General features: G+C 45.6%; 32 protein-coding genes. 3 read left to right on the forward strand and 29 right to left on the reverse strand.

Annotated elements, in window-relative coordinates; all coding sequences use genetic code 11:
- Positions 1-56 precede the first annotated feature (56 nt).
- Together R7Q46_RS09785 and R7Q46_RS09790 are read left to right on the forward strand one after the other, a co-directional pair.
- Entirely contained in the window at positions 57-677 is a 621-nt protein-coding gene (locus R7Q46_RS09785) for an FKBP-type peptidyl-prolyl cis-trans isomerase (RefSeq protein WP_005383137.1), read from the forward strand.
- Positions 678-830: 153 nt separating this feature from the next.
- Complete coding sequence (locus R7Q46_RS09790; RefSeq protein ID WP_017820297.1) at positions 831-1,310, forward strand: DUF2780 domain-containing protein; 480 nt, start codon at positions 831-833, stop codon at positions 1,308-1,310.
- A 135-nt stretch (positions 1,311-1,445) separates the two neighbouring features.
- On the opposite strand, the gene rplQ is transcribed toward R7Q46_RS09790, so the two are convergent.
- From rplQ to rpmE, 29 genes are all read right to left on the reverse strand, one after another.
- Complete coding sequence (gene rplQ, locus R7Q46_RS09795; protein WP_005383141.1) at positions 1,446-1,826, reverse strand: 50S ribosomal protein L17; 381 nt, start codon at positions 1,824-1,826, stop codon at positions 1,446-1,448.
- A 26-nt stretch (positions 1,827-1,852) separates the two neighbouring features.
- Positions 1,853-2,845, reverse strand: a complete 993-nt coding sequence (locus tag R7Q46_RS09800; RefSeq protein ID WP_005383143.1) for a DNA-directed RNA polymerase subunit alpha — start codon at positions 2,843-2,845, stop codon at positions 1,853-1,855.
- A 24-nt stretch (positions 2,846-2,869) separates the two neighbouring features.
- The gene (gene rpsD / locus R7Q46_RS09805; RefSeq protein ID WP_005383146.1) at positions 2,870-3,490 is read right to left on the reverse strand and encodes a 30S ribosomal protein S4; all 621 of its coding nucleotides are present in this window, start codon (positions 3,488-3,490) and stop codon (positions 2,870-2,872) included.
- 27 nt (positions 3,491-3,517) lie between these two features.
- A complete protein-coding gene (gene rpsK, locus R7Q46_RS09810) occupies positions 3,518-3,907 on the reverse strand; it encodes a 30S ribosomal protein S11 (RefSeq protein ID WP_001118870.1) in 390 nt (129 codons plus the stop codon).
- Positions 3,908-3,925: 18 nt separating this feature from the next.
- Positions 3,926-4,282, reverse strand: a complete 357-nt coding sequence (gene rpsM / locus R7Q46_RS09815) for a 30S ribosomal protein S13 (protein WP_005383154.1) — start codon at positions 4,280-4,282, stop codon at positions 3,926-3,928.
- Between the two features lie 149 nt (positions 4,283-4,431).
- The gene (gene rpmJ / locus R7Q46_RS09820) at positions 4,432-4,545 is read right to left on the reverse strand and encodes a 50S ribosomal protein L36 (protein ID WP_000868186.1); all 114 of its coding nucleotides are present in this window, start codon (positions 4,543-4,545) and stop codon (positions 4,432-4,434) included.
- Positions 4,546-4,583: 38 nt separating this feature from the next.
- Positions 4,584-5,918 carry a preprotein translocase subunit SecY gene (gene secY / locus R7Q46_RS09825; RefSeq protein ID WP_005379562.1) on the reverse strand — a complete coding sequence of 445 codons (1,335 nt, stop codon included), beginning with the start codon at positions 5,916-5,918 and terminating at the stop codon, positions 4,584-4,586.
- A 20-nt stretch (positions 5,919-5,938) separates the two neighbouring features.
- Positions 5,939-6,373 carry a 50S ribosomal protein L15 gene (gene rplO / locus R7Q46_RS09830; protein WP_005383155.1) on the reverse strand — a complete coding sequence of 145 codons (435 nt, stop codon included), beginning with the start codon at positions 6,371-6,373 and terminating at the stop codon, positions 5,939-5,941.
- Between the two features lie 5 nt (positions 6,374-6,378).
- Positions 6,379-6,555 (reverse strand): 50S ribosomal protein L30, encoded by a 177-nt coding sequence (rpmD, locus tag R7Q46_RS09835; RefSeq protein ID WP_005379565.1) that lies wholly within the window; start codon positions 6,553-6,555, stop codon positions 6,379-6,381.
- A 7-nt stretch (positions 6,556-6,562) separates the two neighbouring features.
- On the reverse strand, positions 6,563-7,066 hold the full coding sequence (gene rpsE / locus R7Q46_RS09840; protein ID WP_004745894.1) for a 30S ribosomal protein S5: 504 nt from the start codon (positions 7,064-7,066) through the stop codon (positions 6,563-6,565).
- 14 nt (positions 7,067-7,080) lie between these two features.
- Positions 7,081-7,434: a 50S ribosomal protein L18 gene (gene rplR, locus R7Q46_RS09845; RefSeq protein ID WP_005379568.1), complete on the reverse strand. Its 354-nt coding sequence runs from the start codon at positions 7,432-7,434 to the stop codon at positions 7,081-7,083.
- 9 nt (positions 7,435-7,443) lie between these two features.
- Positions 7,444-7,977 carry a 50S ribosomal protein L6 gene (gene rplF, locus R7Q46_RS09850; protein WP_005379570.1) on the reverse strand — a complete coding sequence of 178 codons (534 nt, stop codon included), beginning with the start codon at positions 7,975-7,977 and terminating at the stop codon, positions 7,444-7,446.
- 13 nt (positions 7,978-7,990) lie between these two features.
- Complete coding sequence (gene rpsH / locus R7Q46_RS09855; RefSeq protein WP_005379572.1) at positions 7,991-8,383, reverse strand: 30S ribosomal protein S8; 393 nt, start codon at positions 8,381-8,383, stop codon at positions 7,991-7,993.
- Between the two features lie 29 nt (positions 8,384-8,412).
- Positions 8,413-8,718 (reverse strand): 30S ribosomal protein S14, encoded by a 306-nt coding sequence (gene rpsN / locus R7Q46_RS09860; protein WP_004410442.1) that lies wholly within the window; start codon positions 8,716-8,718, stop codon positions 8,413-8,415.
- 17 nt (positions 8,719-8,735) lie between these two features.
- Positions 8,736-9,275, reverse strand: coding sequence for a 50S ribosomal protein L5 (rplE, locus tag R7Q46_RS09865; protein WP_005379573.1), 540 nt, complete (start codon positions 9,273-9,275; stop codon positions 8,736-8,738).
- 23 nt (positions 9,276-9,298) lie between these two features.
- Positions 9,299-9,616 carry a 50S ribosomal protein L24 gene (gene rplX, locus R7Q46_RS09870; RefSeq protein ID WP_005379574.1) on the reverse strand — a complete coding sequence of 106 codons (318 nt, stop codon included), beginning with the start codon at positions 9,614-9,616 and terminating at the stop codon, positions 9,299-9,301.
- A 13-nt stretch (positions 9,617-9,629) separates the two neighbouring features.
- Entirely contained in the window at positions 9,630-10,001 is a 372-nt protein-coding gene (gene rplN, locus R7Q46_RS09875) for a 50S ribosomal protein L14 (protein ID WP_004410450.1), read from the reverse strand.
- 162 nt (positions 10,002-10,163) lie between these two features.
- Positions 10,164-10,418, reverse strand: a complete 255-nt coding sequence (gene rpsQ, locus R7Q46_RS09880) for a 30S ribosomal protein S17 (RefSeq protein ID WP_005379575.1) — start codon at positions 10,416-10,418, stop codon at positions 10,164-10,166.
- On the reverse strand, positions 10,418-10,609 hold the full coding sequence (gene rpmC, locus R7Q46_RS09885; protein ID WP_005379576.1) for a 50S ribosomal protein L29: 192 nt from the start codon (positions 10,607-10,609) through the stop codon (positions 10,418-10,420). Before rpmC ends, rpsQ begins: the two co-directional genes overlap by 1 nt.
- The gene (gene rplP, locus R7Q46_RS09890; protein ID WP_005379577.1) at positions 10,609-11,019 is read right to left on the reverse strand and encodes a 50S ribosomal protein L16; all 411 of its coding nucleotides are present in this window, start codon (positions 11,017-11,019) and stop codon (positions 10,609-10,611) included. The genes rpmC and rplP overlap by 1 nt, the downstream gene beginning before the upstream one ends.
- A gap of 11 nt (positions 11,020-11,030) precedes the next feature.
- On the reverse strand, positions 11,031-11,729 hold the full coding sequence (rpsC, locus tag R7Q46_RS09895) for a 30S ribosomal protein S3 (protein WP_005383161.1): 699 nt from the start codon (positions 11,727-11,729) through the stop codon (positions 11,031-11,033).
- 18 nt (positions 11,730-11,747) lie between these two features.
- Positions 11,748-12,080 carry a 50S ribosomal protein L22 gene (gene rplV / locus R7Q46_RS09900; protein ID WP_005383164.1) on the reverse strand — a complete coding sequence of 111 codons (333 nt, stop codon included), beginning with the start codon at positions 12,078-12,080 and terminating at the stop codon, positions 11,748-11,750.
- A 10-nt stretch (positions 12,081-12,090) separates the two neighbouring features.
- Entirely contained in the window at positions 12,091-12,369 is a 279-nt protein-coding gene (gene rpsS, locus R7Q46_RS09905) for a 30S ribosomal protein S19 (protein ID WP_004394525.1), read from the reverse strand.
- A gap of 21 nt (positions 12,370-12,390) precedes the next feature.
- Positions 12,391-13,215 (reverse strand): 50S ribosomal protein L2, encoded by an 825-nt coding sequence (gene rplB / locus R7Q46_RS09910; RefSeq protein WP_005383168.1) that lies wholly within the window; start codon positions 13,213-13,215, stop codon positions 12,391-12,393.
- 15 nt (positions 13,216-13,230) lie between these two features.
- A complete protein-coding gene (gene rplW, locus R7Q46_RS09915; protein WP_004398471.1) occupies positions 13,231-13,533 on the reverse strand; it encodes a 50S ribosomal protein L23 in 303 nt (100 codons plus the stop codon).
- Positions 13,530-14,132, reverse strand: coding sequence for a 50S ribosomal protein L4 (gene rplD / locus R7Q46_RS09920; protein ID WP_005379556.1), 603 nt, complete (start codon positions 14,130-14,132; stop codon positions 13,530-13,532). Before rplD ends, rplW begins: the two co-directional genes overlap by 4 nt.
- A 17-nt stretch (positions 14,133-14,149) precedes the next feature.
- Positions 14,150-14,779: a 50S ribosomal protein L3 gene (gene rplC / locus R7Q46_RS09925; RefSeq protein WP_005379555.1), complete on the reverse strand. Its 630-nt coding sequence runs from the start codon at positions 14,777-14,779 to the stop codon at positions 14,150-14,152.
- A 14-nt stretch (positions 14,780-14,793) separates the two neighbouring features.
- Entirely contained in the window at positions 14,794-15,105 is a 312-nt protein-coding gene (gene rpsJ, locus R7Q46_RS09930; protein WP_004410492.1) for a 30S ribosomal protein S10, read from the reverse strand.
- Between the two features lie 456 nt (positions 15,106-15,561).
- On the reverse strand, positions 15,562-15,783 hold the full coding sequence (gene rpmE, locus R7Q46_RS09935; RefSeq protein ID WP_005379546.1) for a 50S ribosomal protein L31: 222 nt from the start codon (positions 15,781-15,783) through the stop codon (positions 15,562-15,564).
- 296 nt (positions 15,784-16,079) lie between these two features.
- Between rpmE and priA the strand changes: the two genes are divergently transcribed.
- On the forward strand, positions 16,080-18,284 hold the full coding sequence (gene priA, locus R7Q46_RS09940) for a primosomal protein N' (RefSeq protein WP_318077479.1): 2,205 nt from the start codon (positions 16,080-16,082) through the stop codon (positions 18,282-18,284).
- Positions 18,285-18,387 lie beyond the last annotated feature (103 nt).

An 18,387-nucleotide genomic window follows, 5' to 3' on the forward strand; every position in this document is an offset into this window, starting at 1 on the left:
CTAAGCTCGAAACTGATATCCTGTTACCTTTATCACTCCTAATAAGAGCGACATTCATGTCTGAAATTAAATTTGAAACTGCAGAACAAAAAGCAAGCTACGGTATTGGTCTGCAAATGGGTCAGCAACTTGCAGGCTCTGGTCTTGAAGGTCTTAGCGTTGATGCTATCGCAGCGGGTATTGCAACAGCACTAACTGGTGACATGCCATCAATCGAAATTGATGAAATCAACAAAGCACTACAAGAACTTCACACTCGTGCAGAAACAGCTCGCCAAGAAGCAGCAAAAATTGCGGCAGCAGAAGGCGAAGCGTTCCTAAAAGACAACGCTCTACGACCTGAAGTTAACGTTCTAGACTCTGGTCTTCAGTACGAAATCATTTCTGAAGGTACTGGTGCAGTTCCTACAGCAGAAAGCTCAGTTCGCGTTCACTACCACGGTGAGCTAACTGACGGTACTGTATTCGATAGCTCTGTATCTCGCGGTCAACCTGCTGAATTCCCTGTTACAGGTGTAATCAAAGGTTGGGTAGAGGCACTACAACTAATGCCTGTTGGCTCTAAGTGGAAGCTATACGTACCACAAGATCTTGCGTACGGTGAGCGTGGCGCTGGTGCGGCTATCCCTCCATTTGCAGCTTTAGTTTTCGAAGTAGAACTATTAGATATTATCTAATTGAAACCATTTTCAATTATGATTAAATAAAACGGCGCACTAGCGCCGTTTTTTTGTCTAAACTGAATAAACTTTCTCACCTCTGAACCTTTCACTCTGATAGCCTTTAAAAATAAAATCACTTTTAAAAAACGCTCAACCTTTGGAGGTACTATGCGTAAAACACTCCTAACTCTAGCACTCCTATCAATCAACATTGGTAGTGCGCACGCATTCTTAGATTCAGTCACTCAAAAAAGTAAAGAAAGTGGCCTGATGGACATGGTCGGCAGCAGCTTGAACACCGAGTCGTCTCCATTAACAGACATGCTAACTAGCCAATTACCAGTATCCACTGAGCAAGCAGCCGGAGGCAGTGGTGCACTACTCGCTTTGGCTCAAAGCCAGCTTTCGCAAGAAAATAGTAGTGAATTACAGTCTTTGATTCCTGGACTTTCAAACTTGCAAGGAGCACAAAGCTTACTAGGAAATATTGAGAATATCAGTGCAGTAAAAAGTGCATTCGATACGTTAGGTTTAGACCCATCTATGATCAGTCAGTTTGCTCCAGTAATCTTGGATTACTTGAACAAGCAAGGCGCTAGCGAAGGGCTTCTAAGTTCGTTGGGCGGGTTGTGGAATACTAGTAAATAAGCGTAAGTGATAATCACTTTTTAAATTGCCAGTCTGCATCGGTTGAAATAAATGCAGGCTGGATATAAAGGTTTACTGAATTACAGATACAAAAAAGCCGAGCTAATGCTCGGCTTTCTCGTTCTTACGAACTGATTACTCAGCAGCTTCTTCAGCAGCTGGGCGATCTACAAGCTCAATGTAAGCCATTGGAGCTTTATCACCAGCACGGAAGCCAGCTTTTAGGATACGAGTGTAACCGCCCTGACGAGCAGCAAAACGTGGACCTAGTTCGTTAAATAGTTTTGCAACTACTTCGTTGTCACGAGTACGTGCAAATGCTAGACGACGGTTAGCAACACTGTCAGTCTTAGCTAGTGTAATCAAAGGCTCAACTACGCGACGTAGCTCTTTTGCTTTTGGCAAAGTAGTCTTGATAACTTCATGACGTACTAGAGAGCTAGCCATGTTGCTGAACATCGCTTTGCGATGTGAGCTGTTGCGGTTGAGTTGACGACCACTCTTACGATGGCGCATGACCTAATCCTTCTAACTAGTATCGATTAATCTTCAGCGATTGATGCAGGTGGCCAGTTTTCTAGGCGCATGCCCAGAGACAGACCACGTGACGCAAGTACGTCTTTAATCTCAGTAAGAGATTTTTTACCAAGGTTAGGCGTTTTAAGTAGCTCAACCTCAGTACGTTGTACTAGATCACCGATGTAGTGAATCGCTTCTGCTTTCAGACAGTTAGCAGAGCGAACTGTTAGTTCAAGATCGTCTACAGGACGCAGTAGGATCGGATCGAATTCTGGCTTCTCTTCCTTCTCCTCAGGAACTCGTACATCACGAAGATCTACGAATGCATCCAATTGTTCAGCTAGGATTGTAGCTGCACGACGGATTGCTTCCTCAGGTTCTAGAGTACCGTTTGTTTCCATATCGATAACAAGCTTGTCTAGATCAGTACGCTGTTCTACACGAGCTGCTTCTACAGCGTAGGCAATTTTGTCTACTGGGCTGTAAGTAGCATCTACTAGTAGGCGACCGATAGGACGCTCGTCTTCTTCGTTATGGATACGCGCAGAAGCTGGAACATAACCACGACCACGTTCAACTTTGATACGCATTGCGATCTCAGCGTTGTCATCCGTTAGGTGACAAATTACGTGTTCAGGGTTAGCGATCTCTACATCACCATCATGGGTGATGTCACCTGCAACCACAGGGCCCGAGCCTGATTTGTTCAAAGTAATGAACACTTCATCTTTGCCTTCGGCAACGCGCACAGCCAAACCTTTAAGGTTTAGAAGAATTTCAAGAATATCTTCTTGAACGCCTTCTTTCGTGCTGTACTCATGAAGTACGCCTTCAATTTCTACTTCTGTTACAGCACAACCTGGCATAGAAGATAGAAGGATGCGGCGAAGTGCATTACCCAGAGTATGACCAAAGCCACGCTCTAATGGCTCAAGAGTTACTTTTGCGTGAGTCGAGCTGATTTGTTCGATGTCAACTAGACGTGGCTTAAGAAATTCTGTTACAGAACCCTGCATTGTGTCCTCTCTTTAGTTTAAACCTTACTTAGAGTAAAGCTCGACGATCAATTGTTCGTTGATGTCAGCTGATAGATCAGAACGCTCAGGCATACGCTTGAATGTACCTTCCATCTTGCCACCATCTACTTCAATCCAAGTTGGTTTTTCACGTTGTTCAGCAACTTCTAGAGCTGCCTTGATACGAGCTTGCTGTTTAGCTTTCTCGCGAATAGAAACAACGTCATTAGCCGCTACTTTGAAAGAAGGAACGTTTACAACTTTACCGTTTACTAGGATAGCTTTGTGGCTAACTAGCTGACGTGCTTCTGCGCGAGTTGCGCCAAAGCCCATGCGGTAAACTACGTTATCAAGACGACCTTCAAGAAGCTGAAGTAGGTTTTCACCAGTGTTGCCTTTTAGGCGAGCAGCTTCTTTGTAGTAGTTACGGAATTGTTTTTCTAGAACGCCGTACATACGACGTACTTTTTGCTTCTCACGAAGCTGAACGCCATACTCAGATAGACGACCGCGACGAGCGCCGTGTACACCTGGTGCGTTATCAATTTTACACTTGGTATCGATCGCGCGAACACCAGACTTAAGGAATAAGTCAGTGCCTTCACGACGGCTAAGCTTCAGCTTAGGACCCAAATATCTTGCCATGATTCTTCTCCAATTGTCCTAGAAACGTTATACGCGACGTTTCTTAGGTGGACGACAACCGTTATGAGGGATTGGTGTAGCATCAACGATGTTTGTGATGCGGAAACCAGCGGCGTTTAGTGCACGAACAGTAGATTCGCGACCTGGACCAGGACCCTTAACCATAACTTCCAAGTTCTTTAGGCCGTATTCTTTAGCCATTTCAGCACAACGCTCAGCAGCAACCTGTGCAGCGAACGGAGTAGACTTACGAGAACCACGGAAACCAGAACCACCTGCAGTAGCCCATGCAAGAGCGTTACCTTGACGGTCAGTAATGGTTACGATTGTGTTATTGAAAGAAGCATGGATGTGCGCAACGCCATCTGCAACTTGCTTGCGTACGCGCTTACGAGCGCGAGTTGGTTGTTTAGCCATTGTACTCTACCTTCCCGATTATTTCTTGATCGGCTTACGCGGACCCTTACGGGTGCGAGCGTTGGTTTTAGTACGCTGTCCACGTAGTGGTAGACTGCGACGATGACGAAGACCACGGTAACAGCCAAGGTCCATAAGACGCTTGATGTTCATAGATACTTCACGACGTAGATCACCTTCTACAGTGTACTTAGCTACACCATCACGCAGTTGATCGATCTGCTCTTCAGTTAGTTCACTGATCTTAACATTTTCAGCAATACCCACTTCAGCTAGGATAGCTTGAGAGCGAGTTTTACCGATGCCGTAGATCGCTGTTAGAGCGATTACTGCATGTTTCTGATCAGGAATGTTAATGCCTGCTATACGGGCCATTATTCACTCCTAAGTGTTTCTATAAAAGAATTAGCCGCAGCAAAGCCCGTTATGGATACGCTGCGGAATACTACTTCTTTTGCACGCAAAAGGTAGGCCGAGGAATATACTCGACCCAACCTTCATTTTCAAGTAAAAATTTCTGCTAATTAGCCTTGGCGCTGTTTGTGCTTTGGCTCACTGCAAATCACGCGAACGACACCGTTACGCTTGATTACTTTACAGTTACGGCAGATTTTTTTAACGGAAGCACGAACTTTCATTGCTAAACTCCGTAAATGAAACTGAGTCTACCGCCGGATTAACGGCCGTAGCCTTTCAGATTCGCTTTCTTCAACACAGAATCATACTGTTGAGACATCAGATGAGTCTGTACCTGTGCCATAAAGTCCATAATTACAACAACTACGATTAGTAGCGATGTACCGCCGAAGTAGAAACGTACGTTCCACGCGACCATCATGAACTCGGGAATCAGACAGATAAAGGTAATGTACAGTGCACCAGCAAGGGTTAAACGTGTCATTACTTTATCAATGTATTTCGCTGTCTGCTCACCTGGGCGGATACCGGGTACGAATGCACCAGACTTCTTCAAGTTATCTGCTGTTTCACGCGGGTTGAAAACCAACGCCGTGTAGAAGAAACAGAAGAAGATAATTGCTGCTGCATAAAGCATTACATACAACGGTTGACCAGGGCTAAGAGCCAAAGACACGTCAGTTAACCAACCGAACGCGCTGCTCTCACCGTTTTGACCAAACCACTGAGCCAATGTTCCTGGGAACAAGATAATACTTGATGCAAAGATCGCTGGAATTACACCTGCCATGTTAATTTTAAGAGGCAAGTGCGAGCTTTGCGCAGCAAACACTTTACGACCCTGTTGACGTTTCGCATAGTTAACGACGATTCGGCGTTGACCACGTTCCATGAAAACAACGAAGTAAATTACTGCAAAAGCTAATACCGCGATTAGCAACAGAAGAAGTACATGCAATTCACCTTGACGCGCTTGCTCGATTGTTTGACCGATTGCAGAAGGCAATCCAGCAACAATACCTGCAAAAATCAGTATCGAAATACCGTTACCAATTCCGCGCTCTGTAATTTGTTCACCTAACCACATCAAAAACATGGTACCGGTTACTAAACTTACGGTAGCAATTAGCGTAAACATGGTTTGGTTGATAACAACCAGATTGTCGACCATGTTTGGTAGGCCAGTTGCAATACCTATAGCTTGGAAGGTTGCAAGTACAAGCGTGCCGTAGCGTGTGTATTGGCTTATCTTACGACGGCCTGCTTCACCCTCTTTTTTGAGTTCAGCTAACGCTGGATGAACTACAGTTAGCAATTGGACAACAATAGATGCCGAAATATACGGCATGATGCCCAATGCTAATATAGATGCACGCTCAAGAGCACCACCGGAGAACATGTTAAACATTTCAACGATGGTACCTTTTTGCTGTTCGAACAAATCGGCAAGTACAGCAGCGTCAATACCAGGAATCGGCACAAAAGAGCCGGCTCGGAATACTAAAAGTGCACCAATTACGAATAACAAGCGCGACTTTAGTTCACTTAAGCCGCTCTGAGCACTACGAAAATCTTGTCCTGGTTTCTTAGCCATCTGTACCTCGTTCCTCGAGATTATTCCTCGATTTTACCGCCTGCAGCTTCGATTGCAGCTTTAGCGCCTTTAGTCACACGTAGACCTTTAACAGTCACTGCTTTGTTGATTTCACCAGAAAGAACAACTTTTACAAATTCGATGTTCTTAGTGATGATGTTAGCAGCTTTAAGACTGTTTAGATCAACTACGTCACCAGAAACTTTCGCTAGCTCAGCTAGACGAACTTCAGCAGACACTAGGCTCTTACGAGAAGTGAAACCGAATTTTGGTAGACGTTGTTTCAGAGGCATCTGACCGCCTTCGAAACCTGGACGAACACTGCCGCCAGAACGTGATTTTTGACCTTTGTGACCACGGCCACCAGTTTTACCTAGGCCTGAACCGATACCACGACCTACTCGCTTCGCAGAAGTTTTCGCGCCAGCAGCCGGTGCTAGAGTATTCAAACGCATTCTGATTACTCCTCAACTTTAACCATGTAGTAAACCTTGTTGATCATACCGCGAATACACGGAGTATCTTCAAGTTCTACTGTGTGGTTGATTTTACGAAGACCTAGACCGCGCAAAGTAGCTTTGTGCTTTGGCAGACGACCAATTGAGCTTTTAGTTTGAGTTACTTTAATAGTTGCCATGGTGTTCTTACTCCGAAATAGATTCAACAGTTAGACCACGTTTAGCAGCAACCATTTCTGGTGACTTCATGCTACCTAGTGCATCGATCGTTGCACGAACGATGTTGATAGGGTTCGTAGAACCGTACGCTTTAGATAGTACGTTGTGTACACCAGCAACTTCTAGTACTGCACGCATCGCACCACCTGCGATAACACCAGTACCTTCTGCAGCAGGCTGCATGTAAACTTTAGAGCCCGAATGGCGACCTTTCACTGGGTGGTGAAGAGTGCCTTCGTTTAGAGCGATCGTAGTCATGTTACGACGCGCTTTTTCCATTGCTTTTTGAATCGCTGCAGGTACTTCACGAGCTTTGCCGTAACCGAAACCTACACGACCGTTACCGTCACCAACTACTGTTAGTGCAGTGAAGCTCATGATTCGACCACCTTTAACCGTTTTAGAAACACGGTTAACTGCGATTAGCTTTTCTTGCAAATCATTCGCTTGAACTTGTTGTTCTTTAGCCATCTTCCAACCCTACCTTAGAATTTCAGACCAGCTTCGCGAGCAGATTCTGCTAGCGCCGCTACTCGACCGTGGTATTGGAAACCAGAACGATCAAATGCAACTGCAGTTACGCCCTTCTCTAGAGCGCGCTCAGCAATAGCTTTACCCACTGCTTTAGCTGCATCAACGTTACCAGTGTATTTCACTTGCTCACGGATCGCTTTTTCTACAGTAGAAGCTGCTGCGATAACCTCAGAGCCGTTAGCCGCGATAACCTGTGCGTACACGTGACGAGGAGTACGGTGTACAACTAGGCGAGTCGCACCCAGTTCTGCAATCTTACGACGTGCACGTGTAGCACGACGGATGCGAGATGCTTTCTTATCCATAGTGTTACCTTACTTCTTCTTAGCTTCTTTAGTACGCACATTTTCATCTGCGTAACGAACACCTTTGCCTTTGTATGGCTCAGGCTCACGGTAAGAACGAATGTCAGCCGCAACTTGACCAACTAGTTGCTTGTCAGCACCAGTGATCACGATTTCAGTTTGGCTTGGACATTCAGCTTTAATACCCGCTGGCAACTCGTGCTCAACTGGGTGTGAGAAGCCTAGTGTTAGACCTACAGCGTTGCCTTTGATAGCAGCACGGTAACCTACACCTTTAAGAGTTAGCTTCTTAGTAAAGCCTTCAGTAACACCAACAACCATGTTGTTAACTAGAGCGCGAGCAGTACCTGCTTGAGCCCATGCGTTAGCAACACCTTCTTTAGGACCGAAAGTCAGGTTATTTTCTTCCTGAGCGATTACAACTGCGTTGTTAAGAACGCGAGTTAGTTCGCCTTTCGCACCTTTTACAGTGATTTCTTGGCCGTTTAGTTTCACCTCTACGCCAGCTGGAATAGCGACAGGTGCTTTTGCAACACGAGACATAGTCTACTCCTTATTAAGCTACGTAAGCGATGATTTCACCACCAAGACCTGCTTTACGTGCAGCGCGGTCTGACATAAGACCCTTGGAAGTAGAAACGATAGCAATACCAAGACCACCCATTACAGAAGGAAGTTCATCTTTCTTCTTGTAAACACGTAGACCTGGACGAGAAACACGTTTAAGTTGCTCGATTACTGGTTTAGCTTGGAAGTACTTAAGTGTAACTTCTAGCTCAGGTTTTGCTTCGCCTTCAACAGCGAAGTCAACGATGTAACCTTCAGCTTTTAGTAGTGCAGCAATTGCAACTTTAAGCTTTGAAGAAGGCATTTTTACAGCAACTTTGTTTGCTGCCTGACCGTTACGAACGCGGGTCAGCATATCCGAAATCGGATCTTGCATGCTCATATGATTTACTCCAAATGATTAAGTGGCAATTACCAGCTAGCCTTACGAAGACCCGGAATCTCGCCTTTCATGCAAGCTTCACGAACCTTAATACGGCTTAGACCGAACTTACGTAGGTAACCGTGTGGACGACCAGTTTGGTTGCAACGGTTGCGCTGACGTGATGCACTTGAATCACGTGGAAGAGATTGCAGTGTAAGAACCGCGTTCCAACGATCTTCTTCAGATGCGTTTACATCGCTGATGATAGCTTTTAGCGCTGCACGCTTTTCAGCGAACTTAGCTACTAGCTTCGCACGTTTTGCTTCACGTGCTTTCATTGAATTTTTAGCCATAACAGTAACCCTTCACCTTACTTACGGAATGGGAAGTTAAAGGCAGCCAGCAGAGCACGGCCTTCCTCATCAGTACCAGCAGACGTCGTAATAGTGATGTCTAGACCGCGTACTCGATCAACTTTATCAAAGTCGATTTCCGGGAAGATGATTTGCTCGCGAACGCCCATGCTGTAGTTACCGCGACCGTCAAAAGACTTAGCGCTAACACCACGGAAGTCACGTACACGTGGAAGAGCGATGTTAATTAAACGCTCAAGAAAATCCCACATACGTTCGCCACGCAAGGTTACTTTACAACCGATAGGGTAGCCTTCACGGATTTTGAAACCTGCAACAGATTTGCGCGCTTTTGTGATAAGTGGCTTTTGACCAGAGATCGTTGCCATATCAGACGCTGCATTTTCTAGCAGTTTCTTATCGTTGATTGCTTCACCAACACCCATGTTTAGGGTGATTTTCTCGATTCTAGGGACTTGCATGACGCTTGTGTAACCGAACTGTTTGGTCAGTTCAGCGACTACAGACGACTTGTAGTAATCATGCAGTTTCGCCATAGTAGAACTCCAAATTACTTCTATTAGTTAGAAACGGTTTCGCCGTTAGACTTGAAGAAACGAACTTTTTTGCCGTCTTCAAAACGGAAACCGATACGGTCAGCTTTACCAGTAGCTGCGTTGAAAATCGCCACGTTAGAAACGTCGATTGCTGCTTCTTGCTCTACGATACCACCTTGGATACCCATAGCTGGAACAGGTTTCTGATGTTTCTTAACTAGGTTGATACCTTCAACGATAACTTTACCAGTTGCTAGAACCTTAGTTACTTTACCTTTCTTGCCTTTGTCTTTACCAGCAAGAACGATTACTTCGTCATTACGACGGATTTTAGCTGCCATTTCTACGTGCTCCTTACAGAACTTCTGGAGCCAGTGAAACGATCTTCATGAACTTATCGCCACGAAGTTCGCGTGTCACAGGACCAAAGATACGTGTACCGATTGGTTGCTCAGTATTGTCGTTTAACAATACGCAAGCATTTCGGTCGAAGCGAATGACAGAACCGTCAGGACGACGTACGCCTTTACGGGTGCGCACTACCACCGCCTTCAGAACATCACCTTTTTTAACTTTACCGCGAGGGATTGCTTCCTTCACAGTAACTTTGATGACGTCACCGATATGTGCATAACGGCGGTGAGAGCCACCCAGAACCTTAATACACATTACGCTGCGTGCGCCTGAGTTATCAGCTGCGTCCAGCATACTTTGCATTTGGATCATGTTAGTGCTCCGCTAAATATTAATAACTAGACCCATCACGGGTCGGGCTGCCTCTTTAAAAGGGACGCGAATTGTACCACCCTTTTTTGTGATTGGGTAGTCAAAAAATAAACGGCTCCAAAAATATTTTGGAGCCGCTTTAGTTTCATAGAATTAACGAGATTAAATCTTCGCCTTTTCTAGAACTTTTACCAAAGTCCAAGACTTAGTCTTAGACAGTGGACGACACTCTGCGATTTCAACTGTGTCGCCTAGGCCACACTCGTTGTTCTCGTCATGTGCGTGTACTTTAGTCGTACGTTTTACGTATTTACCGTAGATTGGGTGTTTTACGAAACGTTCGATAGCAACAGTGATAGACTTGTCCATCTTGTCGCTAACAACACGACCTTGTTGAGTACGTTTTACTTCGCTCATTATGCGCCTGCCTTCTCAGTCAAAACAGTTTTCACACGTGCGATATCACGGCGTACAGCTTTCAGAGTATGAGTTTGCTGTAGTTGACCAGTCGCAGCTTGCATGCGCAAGTTGAACTGTTCGCGTAGCAAATTCATTAGCTCAGCGTTAAGCTCTTCAACGCTTTTCTCGCGTAGATCTTGTGCTTTCATCACATCACCTGCTTAGTTACAAATGTAGTTTTGAAAGGCAGTTTACGTGCCGCAAGACGGAACGCTTCACGTGCCAATTCTTCAGGTACACCACCCATTTCGTACATAACCTTACCAGGTTGGATTTGGGCTACCCAGTACTCAACGTTACCTTTACCCTTACCTTGACGAACTTCAAGTGGTTTTTCTGTGATTGGTTTGTCTGGGAACACACGGATCCAGATTTTACCTTGACGCTTAACGTGACGTGTCATTGCACGACGTGCCGCTTCGATTTGACGAGCAGTTAGACGACCACGGCCAACAGCTTTAAGACCGAATTCGCCGAAGCTTACATCAGTACCTTTAGCTAGACCACGGTTACGACCAGTCTGAACCTTACGGAACTTAGTACGTTTAGGTTGTAGCATCTGTCGACTCCTTACTTACGGCCTTTACGCTGCTTCTTAGGCTTGTCGCCTTTAGGCTCTACAGCGTTAGCTGCTGGCATACCACCTAGGATTTCACCTTTGAAGATCCAAGTTTTAATGCCGATCACACCGTATTGAGTGTGAGCCGAAGAAGTTGCGTAATCAATGTCAGCACGTAGAGTGTGTAGAGGCACACGGCCTTCACGGTACCACTCTGAACGTGCGATTTCAGCGCCGCCTAGACGACCGCTTACTTCCACTTTGATACCTTTAGCGCCTAGGCGCATTGCGTTTTGTACTGCGCGCTTCATAGCACGACGGAACATAACACGACGCTCTAGCTGAGACGCGATGCTGTCACCAACAAGTTGCGCATCTAGTTCAGGCTTACGTACTTCAGCGATGTTAATTTGCGCTGGTACACCTGCAATTTTAGCTACAGCTGCGCGTAGCTTCTCAACGTCTTCACCTTTCTTACCGATAACAACGCCTGGACGAGCAGTGTGAATAGTCACACGGATGCTCTTAGCAGGACGCTCGATAACGATACGTGATAGAGACGCTTTTTTCAGTTCACTTGTAAGGAACTGACGTACCTTGAAGTCGCCGTCTAGGTTGTCAGCGAAATCTTTGGTGTTAGCAAACCATGTAGCATTCCAAGGCTTAACGATGCCTAGACGAATACCATTTGGATGTACTTTTTGACCCATTGCTTACTCTCCTAGTCTCTAGCGATCTGCTACAACAACAGTGATGTGGCTTGAACGCTTCAAGATACGATCCGCACGACCTTTAGCACGAGGCATAATACGCTTCATGGTTGGGCCTTCATCTACAAAGATTTTTGCGACATTCAGATCGTCAATATCTGCACCTTCGTTGTGCTCCGCGTTAGCGATAGCAGACTCTAGAACTTTCTTAACTAGTGCAGCAGCTTTTTTGTTGCTGAACGTTAGGATTTCTAGAGCTTGGTCAACAGATTTACCACGGATTAGATCCGCAACTAAGCGAGCTTTCTGAGGCGAAATGCGAGCAAAGTTATGTTTAGCAATTGCTTCCATTATCTACTCCTTAGCGCTTCTTAGCTTTCTTATCCGCAGCGTGACCGCGGTAAGTGCGTGTTGGTGCGAATTCACCCAGTTTGTGACCGATCATTTCATCAGTTACAAATACTGGTACGTGCTGACGACCATTATGGACAGCGATGGTCAAACCGATCATCGTAGGGATGATCATTGAACGACGGGACCAAGTCTTAATAGGCTTTTTGTCTCCGCTTTCCACCGCTTTCTCTACCTTCTTCAGCAAGTGTAGGTCAATAAAAGGACCTTTCTTGAGAGAACGTGGCATGGCGATTCCTCTTTATATAGATTACTTGTTACGACGACGTACGATGTACTTGTCAGTGCGTTTGTTCTTACGAGTCTTGAAGCCTTTAGTAGGCATACCCCAAGGAGATACTGGGTGACGACCACCAGAAGTACGGCCTTCACCACCACCATGTGGGTGGTCAATCGGGTTCATTACAACACCACGAACCGTTGGACGGATACCGCGATGACGTGATGCACCTGCTTTACCAAGTTCACGTAGCATGTGCTCAGAGTTACCAACTTCACCGATTGTTGCACGGCCTTCAGAAAGAACTTTGCGCATCTCGCCAGAACGTAGACGGATAGTTACGTACGCACCGTCGCGAGCAACGATTTGAGCGTAAGCACCAGCCGAACGAGCTAGCTGACCACCTTTACCAGGCTTAAGTTCAACGTTATGTACTGTTGAACCTACTGGGATATTACGCATTGGTAGAGTGTTACCAGCTTTGATTGGTGCATCAACACCAGACTGAATAACATCACCAGCTACAACACCTTTAGGTGCTAGGATGTAGCGACGCTCACCGTCTTTGTAAAGAACTAGAGCAATGTTTGCGCTACGGTTTGGATCGTATTCAAGACGCTCAACTGTCGCTGGAATACCATCTTTAGTACGTTTGAAGTCAACTACACGGTAGTGATGCTTGTGACCACCGCCGATGTGACGTACTGTGATACGACCCTTGTTGTTACGACCACCGTTCTTAGAGTTTTTCTCTAGAAGAGGTGCGTATGGCTTGCCCTTGTGTAGGTCAGCGTTAACAACTTTAACAACGTGACGACGACCAGGGGAAGTCGGCTTACATTTAACAATAGCCATTTTTAACTACTCCTGTTATTCCGCGCCGCCAACGAAGTCAAGATCTTGACCTTCTTTCAAAGTAACGTACGCTTTCTTAACGTCGCTGCGGCGACCTTGGCGTAGACCTTGACGTTTGGTCTTACCCTTAGTGATAAGAGTATTTACAGACTTAACTTCAACTTCAAATAGCTTTTCTACAGCTGCTTTGATCTCTTTTTTAGTCGCATCTTTAGCTACTTTGAAAACGATAGTGTTCGCTTTCTCAGCTGCCATAGTTGCTTTTTCAGAGATGTGCGGTGCACGTAGAACTTTTAGGATACGCTCTTCAGTGATCATGCTAGCATTTCCTCTACTTGCTTAACTGCTTCTGCAGTCATTACAACTTTGTCAAACGCGATTAGAGATACTGGATCGATACCAGCAACATCACGTGCGTCAACTTTGTATAGGTTACGAGCAGCTAGGAATAGATTCTCATCTACTTCGCTAGTCACGATTAGAGCGTCAGTTAGCTCAAGCTCTTTAAGCTTAGCAACTAGCTCTTTAGTCTTTGGTGCTTCAACTGAGAAGTTATCAACAACGATTAGACGCTCTTGACGAACAAGCTCAGAAAGAATGCTCTTCATAGCACCACGGTACATTTTTTTGTTTACTTTTTGGCTGTGATCTTGTGGTTTCGCAGCAAAAGTAACACCACCTGTACGCCAGATTGGGCTACGGATTGTACCAGCACGCGCACGGCCAGTACCTTTTTGACGCCATGGCTTAGCGCCACCGCCAGAAACTTCTGAACGTGTTTTTTGAGCACGAGTACCTTGACGAGCACCTGCTGCGTACGCAACAACTACTTGGTGTACAAGAGCTTCGTTAAACTCACGTCCGAAAGTAGTTTCGGAAACAGTTAGTGCATCGGCACCTTTAACCATTAGTTCCATTACTTACTCCTGAGACGTTATGCTTTAACAGCTGGTTTAACGATCACGTTGCCGCCAGTTGCGCCTGGGACTGCACCTTTAATAAGAAGCAGGTTGCGCTCAGCGTCAACACGTACGATCTCTAGGTTTTGAGTCGTTACACGCTCAGCACCCATGTGACCTGCCATTTTCTTGCCTTTAAATACGCGACCTGGAGTCTGACATTGACCGATAGAACCAGGAGCACGGTGAGACAATGAGTTACCGTGAGTCATATCTTGAGTACGGAAGTTCCAACGCTTAACAGCGCCTTGGAAACCTTTACCCTTAGATGTACCAGTAACGTCTACTTTCTTAGTTTCGTTGAATAGTTCAACAGTTAGTTCTGAACCAACTTCGAACTCTTCGCCGTTTTCTAAACGGAATTCCCAAAGACCGCGACCAGCTTCAACGCCTGCTTTAGCAAAGTGACCTGCTTCAGCTTTGTTTACACGGTTAGCTTTCTTAGAACCAGCTGTAACCTGGATTGCTGCGTAGCCGTCAGTTTCAAGAGTTTTCACTTGAGAAACACGGTTAGCTTCAACCTCAACAACTGTTACTGGGATAGAAACGCCTTCTTCAGTAAATACGCGGGTCATGCCCACTTTACGACCGATTAGACCAATCATACTTCTAATCTCCCTTAACCTAGGCTAATTTGAACGTCAACGCCCGCAGCAAGGTCTAGACGCATTAGAGCATCAACAGTCTTGTCTGTTGGCTCAACGATGTCGATTAGACGCTTGTGAGTACGGATTTCGTACTGGTCACGTGCTTTCTTGTTAACGTGTGGAGAGATAAGAACTGTGAAACGCTCTTTACGAGTTGGCAGTGGGATTGGACCACGAACCTGTGCGCCAGTGCGCTTAGCTGTTTCAACGATTTCCGCTGTAGAAGCATCGATTAGTTTGTAATCGAAAGCTTTTAGGCGGATACGGATACGTTGGTTCTGCATGAGACAGAGCTCCAAATTTAATAAATTACACAAACAATATCGCCACTCAAACTCGTCAAGACGAGAGAATGCCGATTGATTTATGTGAAACCGTAGCATCCAAGATTAGGACGCATTGTCAGTTAATTTTCGATTAACTATCCCTATATGCCAAAGTCACCTTTGAGGATAGTTTTTCCGAAGAAAAGATAGCTAATTGTATTAACCGCGAACATAAGCTGAGTATACATTACCTCGCAAATCCTTAGATTTGCTCGCTCCTCACTGCTCATTGGTTCACAACTGGCTTAACCAGTGCGCTGCATTATACAGATCACACTTTAGGTTGCAAGCGCTGAGTGAAAAATAATCGGGAATATTCCAAACCCCATACATTCCTCTTCGCTTGGTAGCCATTAAAACAAAAAGGACGCCGAAGCGTCCTTTTCTAAACTGTAATCGTAATAGCGGCTGCTATTATTTCTTACCGCTTGATAGTGCACCGAAACGCTTGTTGAAGCGATCAACACGGCCGCCTGTATCAACGATACGTTGCTTACCAGTGTAGAATGGGTGACACTTGTCACATACGTCTAGGTGGATAGACTCTTTACCTAGAGTAGAGTTGAACTCAAAAGAGTTGCCGCAAGAACAAGTCGCTTTTACTGCTTTGTATTCTGGGTGGATACCAGCTTTCATGGGATAACCTCAATAGTAGGCCGTGTCGCTATACGAATCTAAGCCGCACACCACACGCAATTAATAATAAAATGGGATACCGCATCAACTAATTGCCGAAGCCATATCTCAAGGCGCGATATAGTAAAGAATCACATTGCTCGGATCAACACATTTGGCAACTTTTTCGCCACTTTTTTAGCCAGACTAATCATAGAGGCACGATTCACGCTGAATCGCATTGCTTTACTCGAATTTCCATACCGATTTTAATAGACTCTCATTTCCTTTCCCTCTTTTTTAATAGCTAAGAATTTATGCGTCCAACCATTGCTAGAGTGGCATTACCCGTTCCGCTCGACAAACAATTTGATTACGCCATTCCGGGGCACCTGTTTCCGATCATTGGTGGACGCGTTTCCGTACCTTTTGGACGCCAAACGTTAGTTGGCATCGTCACCGCGATGGTTAATCACTCGGACTTTCCCAAAGATCAACTCAAGCCAATCAAAGCAGTTCTTGATTCTCAGCCGATATGGTCTGAAAAGCTTTATTCGTTGCTGACTTGGTGCAGCCAGTTCTACCAATACCCACTTGGAGATACGCTACACAATGCGATGCCAGCAGCTCTACGTAAAGGAAAGCCTGCAGATTTTGCGACGCTACAAGAGTGGCAAATTACCGAATCCGGTAAAGACAAGCTGATGCAAGGGCTTGATCGTCGAGCGGTCAAACAACAAAAGGTCTTGCAAATGTTGGTTAACGGCGCTTTGCCTCACCAGGAATTTGTCGACCAAGAGATAGCCTCAACAGTACTAAAGTCTTTAGAAGAGAAAGGCTGGATTGAACGTATCGAGAAGAAGCCTGTAATCACCCAGTGGGGACAGCACGTTGAATGCGACGTCGAAAAGCCAAAGCTCAACCACGAACAAGCGCTGGCTATTGCGAGTGTAAATAGCCAAACAGGTTTTGCCTCCTATTTATTAGAAGGCGTCACGGGCTCAGGTAAGACAGAAGTGTACCTCAACCTTATCAAGCCAGTTTTAGAGCAAGGGAAACAAGCCTTGGTTTTAGTACCAGAGATTGGCTTAACGCCCCAAACCATCAACCGCTTTAAACGCCGTTTTAATGTGCCAGTTGACGTCATCCACTCCGGGTTAAACGAGACGGAGCGTCTGAATGCGTGGCTTTCTGCACGCGACAAAGCGGCCGGAATCATTATCGGCACACGCTCTGCCCTACTCGCGCCTTTTGCTGATCTCGGGATTATCATTGTGGACGAGGAACATGACACCTCTTACAAACAGCAAGATAGCTTGCGTTATCATGCACGCGATGTTGCTGTAATGCGCGCTCATAAAGAACAAGTTCCGATTGTTCTGGGCTCAGCCACACCTGCACTGGAGACATTGCACAATGCCTTGTCAGGCAAATATAACCATTTAACACTAACCCAACGAGCTGGCTCTGCCGTGCCAACCACTAATAAAGTGTTAGATGTAAAAGGTCAGTATTTAGAAAGTGGCTTATCTGCCCAACTGATTGCCGAGATGCGCAAGCATTTAAAAGCGGGCAATCAAGTAATGTTGTTTCTTAACCGTCGAGGCTTTTCGCCCGCTTTGATGTGCCATGAATGCGGTTGGATTGCAGAATGTAAACGCTGTGATGCGTACTATACGTTCCACCATTACAGCAACGAAATACGCTGCCATCACTGCGGCTCACAACAACCGGTGATTCATCAATGTCAGGGGTGTGGTTCAACCCAATTGGTTACCGTCGGCGTAGGAACGGAACAACTCGAACAACAATTGGCTCAGTTATTTCCAGAATACAACGCCATTCGCATCGACAGAGACAGCACACGTCGCAAAGGTAGTTTGGAAGATGCCCTTGAATCGATTCGTAAAGGTGAACATCAAATTCTGATTGGCACCCAAATGCTGGCTAAGGGGCACCATTTTCCAAATGTAACGCTCGTTGCTCTTTTGGATGTTGATGGCTCTCTCTATAGTAGTGACTTCCGCGCTTCCGAGCGACTAGCGCAGTTGTTTATTCAAGTCGCAGGTCGTGCCGGCCGCGCAAGTAAACCTGGCGAGGTTATCCTACAAACCCACCATCCTGAGCACAGCTTGCTGCAGGCCCTGCTTCAAAAAAACTATCGCCACTTTGCTATGACTGCTCTGGAAGAACGCAAATTGGCTCAGCTTCCGCCTTATAGTTTCTTGACTCTGTTTAAAGCAGAGGCGAACCAAAGTGAGGTAGTTGAAGACTTCCTGCGTCAGGTTCGCTTTACGTTAGAGTCACACCCTCTGTTCGATGATTCCTGCATGGTGTTAGGCCCTACTCCTTCACCTTTGGCCAAGCGGGCTGGTAAATACCGTTGGCAACTATTACTGCAAACTCAGCATCGTTCATTGATGCAAAAGTTATTAACCAGTGCCAAACCTGCTATTGAGTTGTTGCCAAATGCTAAGAAAGTACGCTGGAATTTAGACATAGAACCACAAGATCTCAGCTAGCAAACGTTTAACTATGTAATGAATTACCATTTAATGTGACCAGAATCACACCAAGATTACAGTTTTTGTTAAACAGACCGTAACTTTCACTTTAGAAATGAAT

The organism is Vibrio sp. 811, from assembly GCF_033339195.1.

Coding starts and splice junctions, on each gene's coding strand:
- R7Q46_RS09785 (WP_005383137.1), top strand. CDS start 57: ATGTCTGAAATTAAATTTGAAACTGCAGAACAAAAAGCAAGCTACGGT.
- R7Q46_RS09790 (WP_017820297.1), top strand. CDS start 831: ATGCGTAAAACACTCCTAACTCTAGCACTCCTATCAATCAACATTGGT.
- rplQ (WP_005383141.1), bottom strand. CDS start 1,826: ATGCGCCATCGTAAGAGTGGTCGTCAACTCAACCGCAACAGCTCACAT.
- R7Q46_RS09800 (WP_005383143.1), bottom strand. CDS start 2,845: ATGCAGGGTTCTGTAACAGAATTTCTTAAGCCACGTCTAGTTGACATC.
- rpsD (WP_005383146.1), bottom strand. CDS start 3,490: ATGGCAAGATATTTGGGTCCTAAGCTGAAGCTTAGCCGTCGTGAAGGC.
- rpsK (WP_001118870.1), bottom strand. CDS start 3,907: ATGGCTAAACAACCAACTCGCGCTCGTAAGCGCGTACGCAAGCAAGTT.
- rpsM (WP_005383154.1), bottom strand. CDS start 4,282: ATGGCCCGTATAGCAGGCATTAACATTCCTGATCAGAAACATGCAGTA.
- rpmJ (WP_000868186.1), bottom strand. CDS start 4,545: ATGAAAGTTCGTGCTTCCGTTAAAAAAATCTGCCGTAACTGTAAAGTA.
- secY (WP_005379562.1), bottom strand. CDS start 5,918: ATGGCTAAGAAACCAGGACAAGATTTTCGTAGTGCTCAGAGCGGCTTA.
- rplO (WP_005383155.1), bottom strand. CDS start 6,373: ATGCGTTTGAATACTCTAGCACCGGCTGCTGGCGCGAAAACTTCTGCG.
- rpmD (WP_005379565.1), bottom strand. CDS start 6,555: ATGGCAACTATTAAAGTAACTCAAACTAAAAGCTCAATTGGTCGTCTG.
- rpsE (WP_004745894.1), bottom strand. CDS start 7,066: ATGGCTAAAGAACAACAAGTTCAAGCGAATGATTTGCAAGAAAAGCTA.
- rplR (WP_005379568.1), bottom strand. CDS start 7,434: ATGGATAAGAAAGCATCTCGCATCCGTCGTGCTACACGTGCACGTCGT.
- rplF (WP_005379570.1), bottom strand. CDS start 7,977: ATGTCTCGTGTTGCAAAAGCACCTGTCGCTATTCCAGCTGGCGTAGAG.
- rpsH (WP_005379572.1), bottom strand. CDS start 8,383: ATGAGCATGCAAGATCCGATTTCGGATATGCTGACCCGCGTTCGTAAC.
- rpsN (WP_004410442.1), bottom strand. CDS start 8,718: ATGGCTAAAAATTCAATGAAAGCACGTGAAGCAAAACGTGCGAAGCTA.
- rplE (WP_005379573.1), bottom strand. CDS start 9,275: ATGGCGAAACTGCATGATTACTACAAGTCGTCTGTAGTCGCTGAACTG.
- rplX (WP_005379574.1), bottom strand. CDS start 9,616: ATGGCAGCTAAAATCCGTCGTAATGACGAAGTAATCGTTCTTGCTGGT.
- rplN (WP_004410450.1), bottom strand. CDS start 10,001: ATGATCCAAATGCAAAGTATGCTGGACGCAGCTGATAACTCAGGCGCA.
- rpsQ (WP_005379575.1), bottom strand. CDS start 10,418: ATGAGCGAAGTAAAACGTACTCAACAAGGTCGTGTTGTTAGCGACAAG.
- rpmC (WP_005379576.1), bottom strand. CDS start 10,609: ATGAAAGCACAAGATCTACGCGAGAAAAGCGTTGAAGAGCTTAACGCT.
- rplP (WP_005379577.1), bottom strand. CDS start 11,019: ATGCTACAACCTAAACGTACTAAGTTCCGTAAGGTTCAGACTGGTCGT.
- rpsC (WP_005383161.1), bottom strand. CDS start 11,729: ATGGGTCAAAAAGTACATCCAAATGGTATTCGTCTAGGCATCGTTAAG.
- rplV (WP_005383164.1), bottom strand. CDS start 12,080: ATGGAAGCAATTGCTAAACATAACTTTGCTCGCATTTCGCCTCAGAAA.
- rpsS (WP_004394525.1), bottom strand. CDS start 12,369: ATGCCACGTTCTCTCAAGAAAGGTCCTTTTATTGACCTACACTTGCTG.
- rplB (WP_005383168.1), bottom strand. CDS start 13,215: ATGGCTATTGTTAAATGTAAGCCGACTTCCCCTGGTCGTCGTCACGTT.
- rplW (WP_004398471.1), bottom strand. CDS start 13,533: ATGATCACTGAAGAGCGTATCCTAAAAGTTCTACGTGCACCGCACATC.
- rplD (WP_005379556.1), bottom strand. CDS start 14,132: ATGGAACTAATGGTTAAAGGTGCCGATGCACTAACTGTTTCCGAAACT.
- rplC (WP_005379555.1), bottom strand. CDS start 14,779: ATGATTGGTCTAATCGGTCGTAAAGTGGGCATGACCCGCGTATTTACT.
- rpsJ (WP_004410492.1), bottom strand. CDS start 15,105: ATGCAGAACCAACGTATCCGTATCCGCCTAAAAGCTTTCGATTACAAA.
- rpmE (WP_005379546.1), bottom strand. CDS start 15,783: ATGAAAGCTGGTATCCACCCAGAATACAAAGCAGTAAAAGCGACTTGT.
- priA (WP_318077479.1), top strand. CDS start 16,080: ATGCGTCCAACCATTGCTAGAGTGGCATTACCCGTTCCGCTCGACAAA.